The 16540-nt window shown below is 38.2% G+C and carries 22 protein-coding genes; 15 read left to right on the top strand and 7 right to left on the bottom strand.

Annotated features, from left to right (window positions below):
• Both lpdA and ACZ5XR_RS06125 read left to right on the top strand, forming a co-directional pair.
• Entirely contained in the window at positions 1 to 1416 is a 1416-nt protein-coding gene (gene lpdA, locus ACZ5XR_RS06120; RefSeq protein ID WP_464500788.1) for a dihydrolipoyl dehydrogenase, read from the top strand.
• A gap of 183 nt (positions 1417 to 1599) precedes the next feature.
• Positions 1600 to 1842 (top strand): hypothetical protein, encoded by a 243-nt coding sequence (locus tag ACZ5XR_RS06125; RefSeq protein ID WP_464500789.1) that lies wholly within the window; start codon positions 1600 to 1602, stop codon positions 1840 to 1842.
• 215 nt (positions 1843 to 2057) lie between these two features.
• Here the strand turns inward: ACZ5XR_RS06125 and ACZ5XR_RS06130 are convergent, their stop codons facing one another.
• The gene (locus tag ACZ5XR_RS06130; RefSeq protein ID WP_464502235.1) at positions 2058 to 2492 is read right to left on the bottom strand and encodes a DUF1885 family protein; all 435 of its coding nucleotides are present in this window, start codon (positions 2490 to 2492) and stop codon (positions 2058 to 2060) included.
• 154 nt (positions 2493 to 2646) lie between these two features.
• Here ACZ5XR_RS06130 and ACZ5XR_RS06135 point away from each other — a divergent pair, with 154 nt between their 5' ends.
• Positions 2647 to 2946 (top strand): DUF3055 domain-containing protein, encoded by a 300-nt coding sequence (locus tag ACZ5XR_RS06135; protein WP_464500790.1) that lies wholly within the window; start codon positions 2647 to 2649, stop codon positions 2944 to 2946.
• Between the two features lie 153 nt (positions 2947 to 3099).
• A complete protein-coding gene (locus ACZ5XR_RS06140) occupies positions 3100 to 3225 on the top strand; it encodes a GapA-binding peptide SR1P (protein WP_464500791.1) in 126 nt (41 codons plus the stop codon).
• 52 nt (positions 3226 to 3277) lie between these two features.
• Here ACZ5XR_RS06140 and ACZ5XR_RS06145 read toward each other — a convergent pair whose 3' ends face one another.
• On the bottom strand, positions 3278 to 4750 hold the full coding sequence (locus ACZ5XR_RS06145; RefSeq protein ID WP_464500792.1) for an aminotransferase class I/II-fold pyridoxal phosphate-dependent enzyme: 1473 nt from the start codon (positions 4748 to 4750) through the stop codon (positions 3278 to 3280).
• 203 nt (positions 4751 to 4953) lie between these two features.
• Here ACZ5XR_RS06145 and ACZ5XR_RS06150 point away from each other — a divergent pair, with 203 nt between their 5' ends.
• Both ACZ5XR_RS06150 and ACZ5XR_RS06155 read left to right on the top strand, forming a co-directional pair.
• Positions 4954 to 5913, top strand: a complete 960-nt coding sequence (locus tag ACZ5XR_RS06150) for an NAD(P)H-dependent flavin oxidoreductase (protein ID WP_464500793.1) — start codon at positions 4954 to 4956, stop codon at positions 5911 to 5913.
• Positions 5914 to 5941: 28 nt separating this feature from the next.
• Complete coding sequence (locus ACZ5XR_RS06155; protein ID WP_464500794.1) at positions 5942 to 6217, top strand: UPF0223 family protein; 276 nt, start codon at positions 5942 to 5944, stop codon at positions 6215 to 6217.
• A gap of 101 nt (positions 6218 to 6318) precedes the next feature.
• Here the strand turns inward: ACZ5XR_RS06155 and ACZ5XR_RS06160 are convergent, their stop codons facing one another.
• Positions 6319 to 6951 carry a YktB family protein gene (locus tag ACZ5XR_RS06160; RefSeq protein ID WP_464500795.1) on the bottom strand — a complete coding sequence of 211 codons (633 nt, stop codon included), beginning with the start codon at positions 6949 to 6951 and terminating at the stop codon, positions 6319 to 6321.
• Positions 6952 to 7132: 181 nt separating this feature from the next.
• Between ACZ5XR_RS06160 and ACZ5XR_RS06165 the strand changes: the two genes are divergently transcribed.
• Together ACZ5XR_RS06165 and ACZ5XR_RS06170 are read left to right on the top strand one after the other, a co-directional pair.
• Positions 7133 to 7327 (top strand): hypothetical protein, encoded by a 195-nt coding sequence (locus ACZ5XR_RS06165; RefSeq protein ID WP_464500796.1) that lies wholly within the window; start codon positions 7133 to 7135, stop codon positions 7325 to 7327.
• Positions 7328 to 7556: 229 nt separating this feature from the next.
• Positions 7557 to 8354, top strand: a complete 798-nt coding sequence (locus ACZ5XR_RS06170; protein ID WP_464500797.1) for an inositol monophosphatase family protein — start codon at positions 7557 to 7559, stop codon at positions 8352 to 8354.
• Between the two features lie 22 nt (positions 8355 to 8376).
• On the opposite strand, the gene ACZ5XR_RS06175 is transcribed toward ACZ5XR_RS06170, so the two are convergent.
• A complete protein-coding gene (locus ACZ5XR_RS06175; RefSeq protein WP_464500798.1) occupies positions 8377 to 8562 on the bottom strand; it encodes a YlaF family protein in 186 nt (61 codons plus the stop codon).
• Between the two features lie 172 nt (positions 8563 to 8734).
• Here ACZ5XR_RS06175 and typA point away from each other — a divergent pair, with 172 nt between their 5' ends.
• From typA to ACZ5XR_RS06190, 3 genes are read left to right on the top strand one after another with little or no spacing between them, the layout of a single operon-like run.
• Complete coding sequence (typA, locus tag ACZ5XR_RS06180; RefSeq protein WP_464500799.1) at positions 8735 to 10573, top strand: translational GTPase TypA; 1839 nt, start codon at positions 8735 to 8737, stop codon at positions 10571 to 10573.
• A 23-nt stretch (positions 10574 to 10596) separates the two neighbouring features.
• On the top strand, positions 10597 to 10911 hold the full coding sequence (locus ACZ5XR_RS06185; RefSeq protein ID WP_464500800.1) for a YlaH-like family protein: 315 nt from the start codon (positions 10597 to 10599) through the stop codon (positions 10909 to 10911).
• A 14-nt stretch (positions 10912 to 10925) separates the two neighbouring features.
• A complete protein-coding gene (locus tag ACZ5XR_RS06190) occupies positions 10926 to 11222 on the top strand; it encodes a hypothetical protein (protein WP_464500801.1) in 297 nt (98 codons plus the stop codon).
• Positions 11223 to 11252: 30 nt separating this feature from the next.
• Here the strand turns inward: ACZ5XR_RS06190 and ACZ5XR_RS06195 are convergent, their stop codons facing one another.
• A complete protein-coding gene (locus ACZ5XR_RS06195; protein WP_464500802.1) occupies positions 11253 to 11453 on the bottom strand; it encodes a YlaI family protein in 201 nt (66 codons plus the stop codon).
• Positions 11454 to 11626: 173 nt separating this feature from the next.
• Here ACZ5XR_RS06195 and ACZ5XR_RS06200 point away from each other — a divergent pair, with 173 nt between their 5' ends.
• Positions 11627 to 12082, top strand: a complete 456-nt coding sequence (locus ACZ5XR_RS06200; RefSeq protein WP_464500803.1) for a pyridoxamine 5'-phosphate oxidase family protein — start codon at positions 11627 to 11629, stop codon at positions 12080 to 12082.
• A 19-nt stretch (positions 12083 to 12101) separates the two neighbouring features.
• Here ACZ5XR_RS06200 and ACZ5XR_RS06205 read toward each other — a convergent pair whose 3' ends face one another.
• Positions 12102 to 12680: a YhcN/YlaJ family sporulation lipoprotein gene (locus ACZ5XR_RS06205; RefSeq protein WP_464500804.1), complete on the bottom strand. Its 579-nt coding sequence runs from the start codon at positions 12678 to 12680 to the stop codon at positions 12102 to 12104.
• A 198-nt stretch (positions 12681 to 12878) separates the two neighbouring features.
• On the opposite strand from ACZ5XR_RS06205, the gene ACZ5XR_RS06210 reads away from it, so the two are divergent.
• Positions 12879 to 14207 (top strand): PhoH family protein, encoded by a 1329-nt coding sequence (locus ACZ5XR_RS06210; protein ID WP_464500805.1) that lies wholly within the window; start codon positions 12879 to 12881, stop codon positions 14205 to 14207.
• 38 nt (positions 14208 to 14245) lie between these two features.
• Here the strand turns inward: ACZ5XR_RS06210 and ACZ5XR_RS06215 are convergent, their stop codons facing one another.
• Entirely contained in the window at positions 14246 to 14743 is a 498-nt protein-coding gene (locus ACZ5XR_RS06215) for a peptidyl-prolyl cis-trans isomerase (protein ID WP_464500806.1), read from the bottom strand.
• A 153-nt stretch (positions 14744 to 14896) separates the two neighbouring features.
• Between ACZ5XR_RS06215 and ACZ5XR_RS06220 the strand changes: the two genes are divergently transcribed.
• Both ACZ5XR_RS06220 and ACZ5XR_RS06225 read left to right on the top strand, forming a co-directional pair.
• The gene (locus ACZ5XR_RS06220; RefSeq protein WP_464500807.1) at positions 14897 to 15181 is read left to right on the top strand and encodes an Fpa/YlaN family protein; all 285 of its coding nucleotides are present in this window, start codon (positions 14897 to 14899) and stop codon (positions 15179 to 15181) included.
• Between the two features lie 154 nt (positions 15182 to 15335).
• Positions 15336 to 16535, top strand: coding sequence for an FtsW/RodA/SpoVE family cell cycle protein (locus ACZ5XR_RS06225; RefSeq protein ID WP_464500808.1), 1200 nt, complete (start codon positions 15336 to 15338; stop codon positions 16533 to 16535).
• The last annotated feature ends 5 nt before the right edge of the window (positions 16536 to 16540 follow it).

The raw sequence follows: 16540 nt of genomic DNA on the forward strand, positions 1-16540 counted from the left end.
ATGGTAGTTGGAGATTTCCCAATTGAAACGGATACTATAGTCATCGGTGCTGGCCCCGGTGGATATGTGGCAGCCATTCGTGCTGCCCAGCTTGGCCAAAAAGTAACCATTGTTGAAAAGGAATATGTTGGCGGCGTTTGTTTAAATGTTGGTTGTATTCCTTCCAAAGCATTAATTGCAGCAGGTCACCGCTACGAAACAGCGATGCATTCTGACGCGTTCGGGATTACCGCGGAAAATGTAAAAGTTGATTTTACAAAGGTTCAGGAATTTAAAGGCGGAATCGTAAAAAAATTAACTGGCGGTGTTGAAGGGTTATTAAAAGGGAATAAAGTGACTATTGCGCGCGGTGAAGCGTATTTTGTTGATAACAATACCCTTCGTGTAATGGACGAAAATTCAGCACAAACGTATACCTTTAAAAATGCGATTATTGCAACTGGATCCCGTCCAATTGAACTGCCAGCTTTTAAATATTCAAAACGTGTTTTGAATTCAACCGGTGCACTTAACTTAAACGAAATTCCAGAAAAAATCGTTGTCATTGGCGGCGGTGTAATTGGAATTGAACTTGGCGGTGCCTATGCTAACTTCGGCAGCCAAGTAACCATTCTTGAGGGTGCAGATGAAATTTTGGGAATGGGCGTTTTTGATAAGCAAATGGCGGCACTTGTTAAAAAGAATATGAAGAAAAAAGGTGCAGAATTCTATACGAAGGCATTCGCTAAAGGTGTAGAAGAGACTGACAATGGTGTTGTTATAACCTTTGAAACAAAAGGTGAAGAAAAGAAACTTGAAGCTGATTATTGCTTTGTTATGGTTGGACGCCGTCCAAATACCGATGAAATGGGCTTAGAGCAGGTTGGTGTAAAATTAACTGACCGCGGCTTGATTGAAATCGACAAACAATGCCGTACAAATATTAGTAACATTTTTGCGATCGGGGATGTTGTTGCTGGCCCTCAATTAGCACACAAGGCCTCTTATGAAGCCAAAATTGCTGCTGAAGCAATTGCCGGTCATAATTCCGAAATTGATTATCTAGGAATTCCTGCAGTTGTTTTCTCTGATCCTGAGTTAGCTTCAGTAGGATACTCTGAAGCACAGGCAAAAGAAGAAGGAATTGCAGTAACTGCCGCTAAATTCCCATTTGCCGCAAATGGACGTGCCTTATCACTCGACAGTGCAGATGGTTTCTTAAAACTAATTACTCGTAAAGAAGATGGACTTGTGATTGGTGCACAAATTGCCGGTGCAAGTGCATCTGACATGATTGCGGAGTTAGGTCTTGCGATTGAAGCTGGAATGACAGCTGAAGATCTTGCCATGACAATTCATGCCCATCCAACCCTTGGTGAAATAACAATGGAAGCGGCTGAAGTAGCACTTGGCAGCCCGATTCATATTATTAAATAATTTATTTAAAAGAGGTTGACTTTAGGAGTCAACCTCTTTTTTAATTGAAAAGTTCTTGTATAATAAAAGATAAGGCTTGTCGATTCGTTTATTTAAAAATTGAATATTACAACCCTTTTTCTACATATACTTATATTATTCAAGGAAAAATATGAAATTTATGAATGTTTAGTGGTGATAAATATGAGGGTCTATATTGTAATGATGCTGCAATTTATCATTTGGAGCGGTTACACATTGATCGAATGGTTGTCGAAGCATGACCAATTGGTTTATAAGGTTATTATGTTTTTCGTGTTTTTTTACCTTGCCTTCTTAATAGGGAATCAAGTGACCAAATCTTCCAAAAAAACACTTTTTCTAACTGGTTTAAGCCTCATCATCTACACCTCCATTCATTATACTCTTGCACTTTATATTCATTAGGTTCTGATAAACTAGCTTGTTGATTTCCGCTCCGGGCGCTTGCTTTCCGCGGGGAGGTCCGGGAGCCTCCTCGGCGCTTAAGGCGCCTGCGGGGTCTCCCGTGACCTCTTCATCCCGCAGGAGTCAAGCGCCCTACGCTCCAATCAACGGTTGTAAAAAATAAATAATCGCTTTTAACACAGCCATACATAAAAAAACTCCCGGTGGGGGAGTTTTTACTTTCTTGGATAGTAATACATAATTCTTTCATTAAAAAGGTGAAGTTCGCCTTTGAATTTCTTGGCGAGGAATTTACAAAATTCGTTTGCTTTTCCTTTATCTCCAAACGTAGCTTGCTCAGGCAAGGATACTTGTATGTAGAATTGCTGTTTTTCTTCTCCGTTTTCATCTTGAAGTGTCTCTTGATCCACTCCTACTAATATGGCAAAATAGCCTTCATGGTCAGAGTGCAAGTAAAACCATTTTCCTTTACCCTCTTCTGTTTCTTTTATTTCATAAGGAAATGCAGAGCTGCTAAATTGCCAATCTACCTGATTTCCAGTTTTTGTAGTAATATCTTTATAATAATAAAAAAGCTCTTTTACTTCATCAATCGTAACCGTCTGTTTCTCAGATGAGGGCACGAGCTTAATGTATGCGTTTTTAGCCATCATCATTCCCCCCTTACTAGTTCCATTTGATATCCTTTTCTATTTTACCATTGAATAAAAACGAATGACAACCGGTACAAAAACAAGTTTCTTGTTATTTTTGTGAAATTGAATTATAATAATATTCTAAATATTTAAAGAATGGAGGAGTCCAATGGATTTGTTTGAAAAGTTATATGATGAAAATGAAAATGTTAAAGTGAGGTTTATTGGATTTACGACAGAACATACCCGCTATGATTTTGGCATCATTTATACCAACATGTTTTTTGGTAAGCCCCTAGTTGTCTGTATGCAAACCGGCCGTTCTACTCTCCTCGACCCCAAAGACATTGAAGATATTGATCACCTTCAAACCGTATTCCGAATTTCTGATAAGCAGCAGGCAGTAGATTTAGCAGAGTTTTTTGCAGAAACACTGCCATCCGCGCATTTTTATACTCAGTATGAATGATGAATTCGAGAAAGGGCCTCTAAGAAGGCCTTTTTTCATGCGCAAATAAATTAATGTGACATACAATTTAGGCTTGAAAAATCCAATGTGATATATTATTATGGAGTTAAGGATAAATTAAACGCTTTCATTTTATGAAAAGGGGATTGAAATATGGGCACTATAGTATGCCAAGCTTGTAACTCTACAATTGATCATTTTGAAGACGAAAAAGTAACAGTTCTCTATTCTACAAAATGTAGTTGCTGTGAAGAACATCATTCAAAAGAAGAAAAATAGACAATTAATAAGATAAAACAGGATTCCATGCTGGAATCCTGTTTTTTTATTTCTATTTAATTGCTTTATATTCTTTAATAACCCGAATGGTCTTAATTTCGTCATCTTCCGGACCTTGAACAGGAAGGCCTGCTTCAAGATTTTCGCGGATATAGCGCAGATTTTCTTTAGTAATAATTTCACCAGGGATGAAAATAGGGATACCTGGGGGATAAACCATTATGAATTCTGCTATGATTCTTCCTTCAGATTGTTCAAAAGGAATAACCTCTGTTTCTGAATAGAATGCATCTCTTGGTGTTAATGCAAGTACTGGGATATCAGGTAATAAAACTTGCAATGGTTCAAATTTTTCAGCACGATGCTCACATTCTTCTGCTAAATCCTCCAGAGCTTCCACCAAAAGGTTACCCTCATTTTCGGTATCTCCAATCGTAATCAGACAAAGGATGTTGTAGAGGTCTGATAATTCAACTTCTATATTATGTTTTTCTCTAAGCCACTTTTCAACATCGTAGCCGGTCATTCCTAAATCTTTTACCGAGATAATCAGCTTTGTTGGGTCATAGTCAAACGTCGCTTTGGAGCCTAAAATTTCTTTTCCCACACAGTGTATGTGATCAATCTGATTAATTCTATGGCGAATAGATTGAGCTAATTTAATGGTCTTATCAATTAAATCTTTACCTTTTGTAGCTAACTGTTTCCGGGCTGTATCAAGTGAAGCCAGCAATAAATAAGATGTTGAAGTTGTTGTCAGCATGCTGAGAATGGATTGAACATGCTTAGCGGACACCAGCCCTTCTTTAACATTAAGGATAGAGCTTTGGGTCATTGAACCGCCAAGTTTATGAACGCTGGTTGCCGCAATGTCTGCACCCGCTTGCATCGCTGATAACGGAAGTTCTTCATGGAAATGAATATGGACCCCATGGGCTTCATCAACAAGGACGGGAACATGATAGGAATGGGCAATTTCAACGATTTTTTTTAGGTCTGCGGAAATGCCAAAGTAAGTAGGATTGATGACCAGCACTCCTTTTGCATCAGGGTGCTGCTGCAAAGCTCTTTCCACCGCATCTGTTGTGATTCCATGGGAGATTCCTAATTCTTCATCAATCTCCGGGTGAATGAAAACTGGAATGGCACCTGAAAAAACAATTGCCGACATGACCGATTTATGGACATTTCTAGGAACGATTATTTTATCGTCTGGTCCGCATACCGCCATGACCATTGCCATAATTGCCCCGCTTGTACCCTGAACTGAAAAAAAGGTACGATCTGCCCCAAAAGCCTCTGCGGCAAGATCTTGAGCTTGTTTAATCATCCCTTTTGGGGCATGTAGGTCATCAAGGGGACCAATATTAATTAAGTCGATGGACAGAGCGTTATCACCAATAAAATGACGAAAATCAGGATCAATTCCTGCGCCCTTTTTGTGGCCTGGAATATGGAATTGAATTGGATTTTTTTTTGCATGTTCTAATAAACCGCTAAATAACGGTGTTTGATTTTGTGACAATTTATTCCCACACCTCTTTTATTCAAAAATACTCGTTTCTTAAGTATATTTATACAAAAACAAAAGAATTATAGCACTATTAGCCATCGTTGCATAGGGATTCGTGTTCTTTTGTGCATTTTTATGATAGTTTTCCAAAATGAAAGGAAAATTAACCGGTCACATCGAAATTACAAAGGAAATAACGAATTGGAGGTATTAATGTGAATTGGCAAACTCGTGTAACCGATCTTCTTAACATTCAATATCCAATCATCCAAGGAGGTCTTGCTCATCTGGCCTATTCTGATTTGGCTGCTGCAGTTTCGAATGCAGGGGGCCTTGGGCAAATTACGGCCATGTCCCTTGAAAGTCCGGAGCAGCTCAAAGCAGAAATTCAGAAAGTAAGGCAATTAACTTCAAAACCATTTGGGGTAAATTTTGCAATAGGTCAGCATGGTCGTCCATTTGCGGAATTTTTACAGGTCGCGATCAATGAAAATGTTCCTGTTGTAACGATGACTGGAGGAAATCCTGCGCCTATTTTTGAACAATTAAAAGGAACACCAATTAAAAAACTTGTTCTTGTTGCTGCAAGACGGCAGGCCGTTAAAGCGGAAGAACTTGGTGCTGATGCCGTAATGGTGGTTGGACAGGAGGGTGGTGGACACCTTGGTCGTGATGATATTGGAACAATGGTGCTCATACCACAAGTGGTAGATGCGGTTTCCATCCCCGTAATTGCATCAGGAGGAATAGGAGACGGCAGAGGACTGATGGCAGCTCTAAGTTTAGGAGCAGAAGGGATTGAGATGGGGACCAGATTTATCGCCACAAAAGAGTGTGTTCATGCAAACGAATTATATAAGCACGCGTTAGTAAACGGGACTGAAACTGACACGGTAGTGATTAAGCGCTCGCTCGGTTCACCTGCCAGGGTGATATCCAATTCTTGGACTGACAAAATTATCGAACTGGAAAAAGCGGGATCAACCTATGAAGATTTAAAGGATTTCATCAGCGGTACAGCCAACAAACGCTATATTTATGAAGGCTCTGATGAGGCTGGGTTTGGCTGGGCAGGTCAGGTAATGGGCTTAATAAAAGATGTACCAACGGTAGCTGAGCTTTTTAAGCGGATGATTGGCGATGCGGAACAAATACGAGTAAAATGGGGAAAATAACGCTATAAAAAAGTAAGCAGGTGTATTTATGGAATACCAATATCCAATTGATTACCATTGGTCCACAGATGAAATTGTCGATGTCATTAATTTCTATGAAGCAGTTGAAAAGGCATTTGAAAAGGGAATAGAACGCGATGCTTTAATGAATGCCTATCGGCGCTTTAAAGAAATTGTTCCTAGCAAAGCACAAGAAAAATCGATTACGGCAGAATTTGAAGAAGTCAGCGGTTATTCAGCGTTTCAAACCATTAAAAAAGCAAAAGATGCTCCATCAGGTGAAAAAATTCTCATGAAGAAATAGTAAAAAGGGTCTGACCCCCTTACACCAGAGTAAAGATATGGCTGCTTTTAAGAAAAGTTCAGCTATATTTTTTCTTTGTGGGGTCTGACCCTTTTGTTTGTTTATTTAATCTTTAACGCCAATTTATATAGCGGTGCAACGGTTTGGAAAACTTCTTCTATTTTATGAAGTAAATCGTTAGAGCTCATTTGAATGACTGCTTCTTGGTCGATAGTGTATCCACATAAAAGTTCAGCTTTCTTTACCGTTTGCAATTTGTCAAAAAATATTTGTAACTCAGGTTTCTTTAATGTTCCATGTTGAACTGTTTCCGGTTTCATATGATCGACAGACCAAACAAAATCCTTTGGAGTTTCTTTATAGATTTTTGATATTTTTTTAGTCAGCCTGGCTCCGAATTCTTGTTTATTGGGTGCTTCATAGATGATGGCAAGCCAAATAAATAAATGGGTGTTCCATAAGCCGATTTGAAAATGGGGCAGCATTTTGTACCCACGCGGATTGTTCGCCAGAGCAACCCAAGTGTCTTTGGGCGGATTAATGGTGCGTCTCGCATGCTTCGCCACATGAACAAACATTTCATCGCTTGTTAACGTGGTTAATATGGGGGAAAAATAATCTCCTAATGCTTCAAGCTTTGGACGAATCCTTTCTTTCAAGGCTTCCATCCTTGGCTCTAATCCATCTATTAAAAAAACATCAAAATCCTCATTCGTAAATCCATTGAATTCCATTCCCATACCTCCAACACATCTTTGTCTAATATTGTAACATATTGGCTGAATTGACTCGAAATGACTTGCCTCACTAGGTTAACGCACATATTTGTTGCAACACCGCGCAATGGTTCATATTATACAGTAAAAAATAGTCAGAAAAATGAATCAAATAACACCGCAGAAAGGGAGGAGAACTATGAAACAACTAATGAATACGACGCTTAAAAAAGCAGGCGAAAAGGAAAGAACTGCTGTACTTAGATTGGAAATGGATTATGAATTAGCGACATTGTTTGAAGCAATTGAAGAAAAAAATGACAAGAAAATAAAAGAGTGCAAGCAAAAATTAGAACGAATCCGTCAGGAATTATTACGATTAAAGGCATTTTGAGCGCGTATATCTAAGGGGAAGCTTTTGGAAATGGATCGAAAAAATAGTGTGGTCACACTTAAATAAAACGAACTCCGAGAAAATTGGTTGGGAGTTCGTTTATTATTTTGCCTGCAGTTTAAAGTTGATAGGCCTGATTTTTTTGATTAAGCTAAGAGTACATCAAATGAATTATCATGATTCATACTACATACATTGGATAACAGTATTGAAATAATGGAGGATCAAAATGGATTGGGAAACTATTTATACCCATGCCAAAGCATGGGTTTATGAGGCAGGGGAGAAAATCAGATTATCCTTTGACCAGACATTGAATATTCAAACGAAATCAAATGCCAACGATTTAGTTACCAATATCGATAAAGAAATTGAACAATATTTTATCGGTAAAATTAGAGAGGTGTATCCAGACCATAAAATCATGGGTGAGGAAGGTTTTGGCGATGAACTGAAAAGCATGGACGGGATTGTGTGGTTGATTGACCCAATTGATGGAACGATGAATTTTATTCATCAACAGCGCAATTTTGCCATTTCCTTAGGAATATATGAAGAGGGAGCAGGCAAAATTGGTTTGGTTTACGATGTGGTCCATGATGAATTGTATCATGCGTTTAAAGGGCATGGTGCCTATTTGAATGATAAGCAGCTTCCGGTATTACAAGAAACTTCTATACACGAGGCTATCATTGCCTTAAATGCAACATGGGTAATGGAGAATCACCGAATTGATCATAATCTTCTCATCCCTCTTGTAAGGGACGTCAGAGGAACAAGATCATATGGTACTGCTGCACTTGAGATGGTATTTGTTGCAACGGGAAGAGTTGATGCCTATATGTCGATGCGTTTATCACCATGGGATTTTGGAGCAGGATCCGTTATCGTCGAAGAATTGGGAGGCATCGTGACTAATTTAAGGGGAGAAAAGCTCAACTTTCTTTCGAAGGATTCCTTGTTTGTAGCTAAGCCGGTATTACACGAAACGATTTTAAAAGATTATTTAAAGGAAGGGAAATGGTAAGAGGCCCGCTTGGGGGCCTCTTTTATAATTGTCCATTTTCACGCATTCTTTTTTTCGTTTTAAATCCAAAACCCATTACAAAAATAACGGCAATGATGCAGCCGATTGACCCTAAAATGCTTTTTTCGGCAATCGCAATGCCGATTCCAGCGATACATGCTGCTGCAAGAACCGCATACATCAAGAGATTCCATTTTATTTGTTTCATTTTTAAGTCTCCTTTGAATTAAATAAGCCCTGAATGTCTAACCATAGTGCTTATCTTTTTATTCTACATAAAATGGTTTTAAGTTTCTACTCTAAATGTGGTATAATGTTTTAGTTGTATAAGGGAAACTAAAAATAGCTTTATTTTATGAATAGAGGCAGGAGTGAATTTTTTGAAATTAAGAGAAGATATCCGCAACATTGCGATTATTGCCCACGTAGACCATGGAAAAACCACTTTGGTTGACCAATTATTAAAACAATCAGGAACATTTCGTTCTAATGAGCATGTAGAAGAACGTGCGATGGATTCGAACGACTTGGAAAGAGAACGCGGAATTACCATTTTAGCAAAAAATACTGCTATCCAATATAAAGATACTCGCATCAACATCTTGGATACCCCTGGACACGCTGACTTTGGCGGTGAAGTAGAACGGATTATGAGAATGGTGGATGGCGTTTTACTTGTGGTTGATGCTTATGAAGGTACAATGCCGCAAACACGATTTGTTCTTAAAAAGGCTTTAGAGCAAAACTTAACACCAATTGTTGTCGTGAATAAAATTGACCGTGATTTCGCTCGTCCAACTGAAGTAATTGACGAAGTCATTGATTTATTTATTGAGCTTGATGCAACAGAAGACCAATTAGAGTTTCCTGTCATTTATGCTTCTGCGATAAATGGAACTGCAAGTACAGATCCTGAAAAACAGGACGAAAACATGCAATGCTTGTATGATTCCATTGTAGAGCATATCCCGGCTCCAATTGATAACCGTGATGAACCGCTTCAATTCCAAGTAGCTTTACTTGATTATAATGATTATGTAGGACGTATCGGAATTGGCCGTGTATTCCGCGGAACTATGCATGTTGGCCAGCAAGTTGCACTTATGAAGCTTGATGGTAGTGTCAAACAGTTTCGGGTAACTAAGATTTTTGGTTTCTTTGGTTTAAAACGTGAGGAAATCCAAGAAGCAAAAGCAGGAGATTTGATTGCTGTTTCCGGTATGGAAGATATTAATGTGGGCGAAACCGTTTGCCCAGTTGAACATCAAGAGGCATTACCTGTACTGCGGATTGACGAACCAACATTGCAAATGACATTCGTTGTAAATAATAGTCCATTCGCTGGTCGTGAAGGCAAATATTTAACTTCAAGAAAAATTGAAGAAAGATTACGTGCTCAATTACAAACCGATGTAAGCTTACGCGTTGAAAATACGGATTCACCGGATGCATGGATTGTTTCCGGACGCGGAGAGCTTCATTTATCTATCCTTATTGAAAATATGCGCCGTGAAGGTTATGAGCTTCAAGTATCAAAACCTGAGGTTATTGTAAAAGAAATCGACGGAGTCCGTTGTGAACCGATCGAACGTGTGCAAATTGATGTTCCGGAAGAGCATACCGGTTCTGTTATGGAATCAATTGGTGCTCGCAAAGGTGAAATGATTGATATGATTAACAACGGAACTGGTCAAGTTCGTTTAATCTTTAATGTGCCTGCGCGTGGATTAATTGGGTACACAACTGAATTCTTAACCATGACGCGTGGTTATGGAATCATTAACCATACTTTTGACAGCTATCAGCCAATGGTTCAAGGTCAAGTGGGCGGTCGACGTCAAGGTGTACTTGTTTCAATGGAATCAGGGAAAGCTTCTACGTATGGAATCATGCAGGTAGAGGACCGCGGGACCATCTTTGTGGAACCAGGTACGGAAATATACGAGGGTATGATTGTTGGCGAGCATACACGGGAGAATGATATTACCGTTAATATTACAAAAGTGAAACAGGCAACCAATGTCCGTTCAGCTAACAAAGACCAAACATCAGTCATTAAAAAACCTCGAATCATGACGCTTGAGGAATCGCTTGAATATTTGAATGAAGATGAATATTGTGAAGTAACACCAGAATCGATTCGTCTCCGGAAAAAAATTCTTGATAAAAACGAGCGCGAACGTCAAGCGAAAAAGAAAAAATACGCTGAAATGAGTTAAAGCTCTTTAGGAGGTTTTTTTGAGTGAATGTAGCTGAACATCTCTCATTTTTTGCCGCTCTATATAAGGTTAATGAACAACCAAAACTTGGCATGTGGCTGCTTTATTTGACCATTGTTGCACTTTCCATTGTTGTCTATAAGCTTGGGTTTGCTAAAAAGCTGCCACTCGGTAAATCGATTGTCATTTATTTATTTTTAATCTTAGGATGTACGATATTTACCTTCCTGGGAATCTTTTTGCCGGTAGCTGAGGGTTTGGTTGTTGCCGCCTTAATTCTTATCATTTATAAAATTCGCTTACACCAATCGAAAAAACATCAGACAGAAGCAAAATAACGGAGGATGGGGAAATGAAATCCTTACAGGATGCTATTTATAATTGGCTTACCATTAAGGTTGTAAGTGACGCACGCCCAGATGATAATGCAGCGAGAGATACTGCTGACCTCTTTGAAGAAATATTAACCAATGAATATCATATAAGTAACATTGAGGTCTCTACTGATGAAACCTTTTACCATGTTTCCTATCTTCTGGAAGGGGAAACACAAAAAAAACGCTTCCCGATCGAGGTTATTGAGTTCTTTTTAGATCAGATCAATAAAGAGCCAGAGAAATATGAAAACTATCCAATAGAGGAAGAATAAAAAAGAGGGTGACCAAATGGTCATCCTCTTTTACCAATCATCTTTTTCAGATCTGGCACGGTAAAACCGAAAATTTCCAGTTTCTATCCGTGCTTTTGTTTTATCAGAAATTCTTATGTTACAATCATTGCACATATATGTATGAATGGGGCGATTACGCAGGCGTTTGGCCACTAATGATTCATCATCAATTGCTTCAATTTTATCGCAGATTACGCATTTTACTCTCATTATGGCACCTCATATATTTGTTTTACAAAATGAATGTTTTTTCTAGTATATCATGGGAGCGCTTTAGAAGGTAAATCTATTCTGAAAAAGTTGATGAAAAAGACTGATAGTAGTAATATTAGAATAACTCTTTTATTTACAGAGTTTAGGAAATGATTAAAGGGGTTGTAACAATGGCAAACCAGGTTGAACCAAGGCTGATAAAGCCTCTATATGATGAATTACAAAAAGAAAGATTTGTTACGTTAGCAACAGTGGACTTCGAAACAGGAGGACCGAATGTAAGTGCTATTTCGTGGGTCTATGCAAAGGATGAAGGTACGATTTATTTTGCAGTAGATAATCGCTCAAGAATTATCCAAAATATTCAGCAAAATAATCAAGTTATACTTAATGTAATCGCCAATGAATCTACATATTCCATACAAGGTGAAGCAGTCGTAAAAGAAGAAAGAATGCAGGACGTTCCTCTAAAGCTGGCCTTAATTGAAATCTCTATAAAAGAAGTTAGAGACGTCATGTTTTACGGTTCAAAAATTGTTACCGAACCACAGTATGATAAAACCTACGATAAAGATGCAGCCGCTCGTTTAGATAAACAAGTGATGGATGCAATGAAAAAAGGATGACTCAGGTCATCCTTTATTTTTAATCCTTTGATTGAATTTTTTGTTTTTCTTTTAGATTTTTTTGTTCCTCAGGGGGAAGCTTCTTTTTGGGCTCATCCGTTGCATTTTTAGGATTGGGTGTCATTAAGTCACCGGGAACTTCAGGCATCAGCCGTCCGGCTACATCTGCCAGCTCCTCCATAATTCCCTGTATTGGCCTGCCTCGCTTAATATCAGCAGAAATCTCTTTTAAACGCTCAGTTGTATCTGCATCTGCGACCACAATCGATTTTGCGCCGTATGGGTCTTTTTTTAGGCTTTCAGCTACGGAATATTTAATACTTCCAACCTGTGTTCGCTCAAGTTTTGAATTTACATCGATACCAACAATGGCATACCTCCCAAGTACGACGGCAGTGGCATCATTAACATTGGGAATGCTGGTTGCAAGCTTTACTAACCGTTTTGAAATATCCTGACCAGTCTTGCGGTCCACCTCTTCAATGTAACTGTTCTTAACATTAACCAACGATTGATTTTTTTGTTCTTGGATTCCTCTATTTGTATTGCAGCCGCTTAAAATAATGAGAAGACTGGCAGCTAATAATATATTTTTCAATGAAATTCACCCTCCAAGAGCTCTAAAAATACTTTCAATGTTGTATGTTCACTACATTTATTGTGCATAACTCCTTCTATCTTTATTCCAATAAACATATATTTTACCAAAGTCCTATCAGGAAAAAGGCTGTCTGCAAATAAATGGGTCAGACACTTTGAAGACAGCCTATACACCTAGAAAGCGGGAGGCGTCGCTTTGAGTAAAATATACGTGTTGGATACAAACGTCTTATTACAAGACCCGTATTCCATTTTCTCCTTTGAGGATAATGAAGTCGTAATTCCTGCAGTTGTTCTTGAAGAAGTGGACTCAAAGAAAAGATATATGGATGAAATTGGCCGAAATGCAAGACATGTTTCAAGACTGATTGATGGACTTAGAGCTGCAGGAAAGCTCCATGAAAAAATCCCGCTTGAAAACGGGGGAACGATTCGAATTGAACTGAATCACCGAACATTTCACGAACTGCAAGAAATATTTGTAGAAAAAACCAATGATAATCGGATTCTTGCTGTTGCAAAAAATTTATCCATAGAGGAGCAAACAAAGGAAAACGGGAAACCGGTCATTCTTGTCAGTAAAGATGCTCTTGTCAGGGTAAAGGCAGATGCCATCGGTCTATTGGCAGAGGACTTTTTATTTGACCGGGTTGTAGAAATTGAACATATTTATACGGGATTCCTTGAAGTTTACCTTCCGCTCGATATACTAGGGCGATTTTATGAAAAAGGAGAGCTGTTTCTTTCCGAAATTGCCAACCATCCGTTTTATCCCAACCAATTTTTAATTATGAAGGATGCTCTGGGCAGTTCAGCATCCGCAATTGGAATGGTCGACAAGACCAATAAAAAGGTGAAAAAATTATTAATTAATCAAGAGCATGTCTGGGGAATCCATCCAAGAAATGTTCAGCAAACCATGGCAATTGAATTGTTAGTTCGAAAGGATATTCCGCTAGTAACATTAATTGGAAAAGCAGGGACAGGGAAAACGTTATTAGCTCTAGCAGCCGGTTTAATGCAAACGGAAGACCTTAAAGAATATAAAAAGCTCCTCGTTGCCCGGCCAATCGTTCCTGTTGGAAAGGATTTAGGATATTTACCAGGAGAAAAGCAAGAAAAGCTAAGACCATGGATGCAGCCGATTTATGATAATCTGGAATATCTTTTTAATACTAAAAAGCCTGGAGAGCTTGATGCCATTTTAGCTGGTATGGGTTCCATTGAGGTTGAAGCATTAACATATATCCGCGGAAGAAGCTTACCGAAGCAATTTATCATCATTGATGAAGCACAAAATTTAACGAAACATGAAGTAAAGACGATCTTAACCCGTGTTGGGGAAGGCAGCAAAATTGTATTAATGGGTGATCCTGAACAAATAGATCATCCCTATCTTGACGCTTATAATAACGGATTAACCTATGTAGTGGAAAGATTTAAGGATCAAGTCATTTCTGGACATGTTAAACTTCTAAAAGGGGAAAGGTCAGGGTTGGCGCGGCTGGCCGCCGATTTGTTATAAGAGGAAAATAAAGAAACGGGGGCCTCAAAAGCTCCCGTTTATTTAACAATGAATTCCTTAACATTTTTAATGGGATTTTCTTGATTAGAACCGTCGCCGTAATAAATATAAACGGGGCCATCAGTTCTAAGCGGTTTCCCGTTGTTAGAGAAACCAAGAATGACTTCATATGCTTTATCAAGAGGCATTTCCACCGTACCATTAGAAGTTTTTACAATGAATTGGCTTGCATTTTCAGTTGGTTCAGCATTTTTCAGAAATGGCTTTAATGGAATACCAAATGTTCCGGTTAGAAGTTTTTCTTTTTCAAATTTCTTTTCGGATTTTAATGTTGGAGGATAAATAGCCCCCTCCATTATTTCACGATCCCAATGTTTGGATACTGCTTTTGTATATTCTTCAATTTCATTCGGACGTTCCTGATTAGTAGAGAAAAACGTCGTTAAATCAATTCGGCGATCATCGAAAATCCATACTCCCGGATCAAGCGTAATCGTATACTTTACATTCCCAGTCATTAAAATGATATTTTCCACGTGTATTCCTCCGATCATAATCCTTACTAGTATATCTTTTTTTTTAGAGGAAGTCATGGAGAAGGTAAAAGTAGGTCAATGTTCTTGCAATTTTAGCTTTAAAACGGTAAAATTTATAGATAAGTTGGGTAATCGCTCTGATTGGGGGGATCAATGTTGGCGTCTGAAATGATTATGAATCATCAAGAAAAAGCATATGCCTTGTTGCAGGCTGACGCTGAAAAAATTTTAAAGCTTATTAAAGTGCAAATGGACAATCTAACGATGCCTCAATGCCCTCTTTATGAAGAGGTATTGGATACGCAAATGTTTGGATTATCGAGAGAAATAGATTTTGCGGCTAGATTAGGCTTAATAGATATTTTAGAAGGTAAAGCGATTTTAGATAAATTGGAACGAGAGCTATCTGCGCTTCATGACGCATTCAAAAGAAAATAAAGAAAAGAACTCAAACAATGATGTCTAGCTGTTTGAGTTTTTTGTTATTAATATGTGATATTTTTTATACTCAGTCATTTTTCCTCAAGAAAAAAGGAAGAAATTTTATTATAATAGTATTAACAAATTAATTTTGAAGATGAGGAAGAAATAAATGGTAAAAAAAATATTCAAATCATATGATTACTCACTAATCATTGCCATCATCCTTTTGTCGCTATTTGGCTTGGTAATGGTTTATAGCGCCAGCATGGCTTCAGCGGTTCAAAGGTATAATGTTTCCAGTGATTTTTTTTACCAGCGCCAAAAATTATTTTTAATAGGTTCTGCAGCTGTCTTTATATTTACAGCAATTGTTCCATATAAAATTATGAGAAGCAAAAAATTTTTAGTACCAATGGTATTTTCATCACTGTTTGGACTTTTTGGTCTATTTGTTTTTGGACATGTTGCCGGAAATGCACAAAGCTGGTTCAAGCTCGGGCCATTAAGTATACAACCATCAGAGTTTGTTAAGCTTTTTGTGATCATTTACCTATCTGCGGTTTACGCAAAAAAGCAGTCTTATATTAATCAATTTAATCATGGAGTTCTCCCTCCATTAGCCTACTTAATATTAGTTTGCGGCTTGATTGCGATTCAACCGGATTTTGGTACAGCCATGATTATTGTATTAATAGGTTGTACAATCATTCTTTCTTCCGGGATGAATTTTAAAAACATATTTAAGTTAATCCTTATTAGTGTCATCATAGTTGCTCCCTTTATTCTTGTCTTTCACGGAAAAATATTTTCTGAAAAACGCCTAAGCCGGGTGTCCGTGTTAAATGACCCTTTTGCAACTGCTCAAACTACAGGTTTTCACCTTGCCAACTCTTATATAGCAATTGGTTCTGGAGGCATAAATGGGTTAGGCTTAGGAAAAAGCATTGAAAAGCTTGGCTATCTTCCAGAATCCCATACGGATTTCATCATGGCTGTCATTGCTGAAGAACTGGGGATTTGGGGTGTTGGGTTCGTTGTTATTACCTTGGGATATATTGTTTTAAGAGGAATCTATATTGGTTTACAATGTAAGGACCCCTTTGGCAGTTTGCTTGCCATAGGGATTTCCAGTATGATCGGGATTCAAACTTTTGTTAACCTCGCCGGGGTATCAGGTGTAATACCACTTACGGGTGTACCCCTCCCATTTATCAGCTACGGGGGATCCTCATTATTACAATTGGCAATTGCCGTCGGAATTCTTGTAAATGTTTCAATGTTTGTGAAATATGAAAAGAGATATAAAAATAATCAGGAACCAAAAGCTAAAAAAACCCAAACACAGGATGGGAATGTGTTCTATATTTAAAATAA

The organism is Neobacillus sp. Fa239, assembly GCF_055395235.1.

Coding starts and splice junctions, on each gene's coding strand:
- ACZ5XR_RS06170 (WP_464500797.1), top strand. CDS start 7,557: ATGGATTGGGAAACTATTTATACCCATGCCAAAGCATGGGTTTATGAG.
- lpdA (WP_464500788.1), top strand. CDS start 1: ATGGTAGTTGGAGATTTCCCAATTGAAACGGATACTATAGTCATCGGT.
- ACZ5XR_RS06165 (WP_464500796.1), top strand. CDS start 7,133: ATGAAACAACTAATGAATACGACGCTTAAAAAAGCAGGCGAAAAGGAA.
- ACZ5XR_RS06130 (WP_464502235.1), bottom strand. CDS start 2,492: ATGGCTAAAAACGCATACATTAAGCTCGTGCCCTCATCTGAGAAACAG.
- ACZ5XR_RS06135 (WP_464500790.1), top strand. CDS start 2,647: ATGGATTTGTTTGAAAAGTTATATGATGAAAATGAAAATGTTAAAGTG.
- ACZ5XR_RS06125 (WP_464500789.1), top strand. CDS start 1,600: ATGAGGGTCTATATTGTAATGATGCTGCAATTTATCATTTGGAGCGGT.
- ACZ5XR_RS06140 (WP_464500791.1), top strand. CDS start 3,100: ATGGGCACTATAGTATGCCAAGCTTGTAACTCTACAATTGATCATTTT.
- ACZ5XR_RS06195 (WP_464500802.1), bottom strand. CDS start 11,453: ATGAGAGTAAAATGCGTAATCTGCGATAAAATTGAAGCAATTGATGAT.
- ACZ5XR_RS06160 (WP_464500795.1), bottom strand. CDS start 6,951: ATGGAATTCAATGGATTTACGAATGAGGATTTTGATGTTTTTTTAATA.
- ACZ5XR_RS06200 (WP_464500803.1), top strand. CDS start 11,627: ATGGCAAACCAGGTTGAACCAAGGCTGATAAAGCCTCTATATGATGAA.
- ACZ5XR_RS06225 (WP_464500808.1), top strand. CDS start 15,336: ATGGTAAAAAAAATATTCAAATCATATGATTACTCACTAATCATTGCC.
- ACZ5XR_RS06220 (WP_464500807.1), top strand. CDS start 14,897: ATGTTGGCGTCTGAAATGATTATGAATCATCAAGAAAAAGCATATGCC.
- ACZ5XR_RS06175 (WP_464500798.1), bottom strand. CDS start 8,562: ATGAAACAAATAAAATGGAATCTCTTGATGTATGCGGTTCTTGCAGCA.
- ACZ5XR_RS06155 (WP_464500794.1), top strand. CDS start 5,942: ATGGAATACCAATATCCAATTGATTACCATTGGTCCACAGATGAAATT.
- ACZ5XR_RS06190 (WP_464500801.1), top strand. CDS start 10,926: ATGAAATCCTTACAGGATGCTATTTATAATTGGCTTACCATTAAGGTT.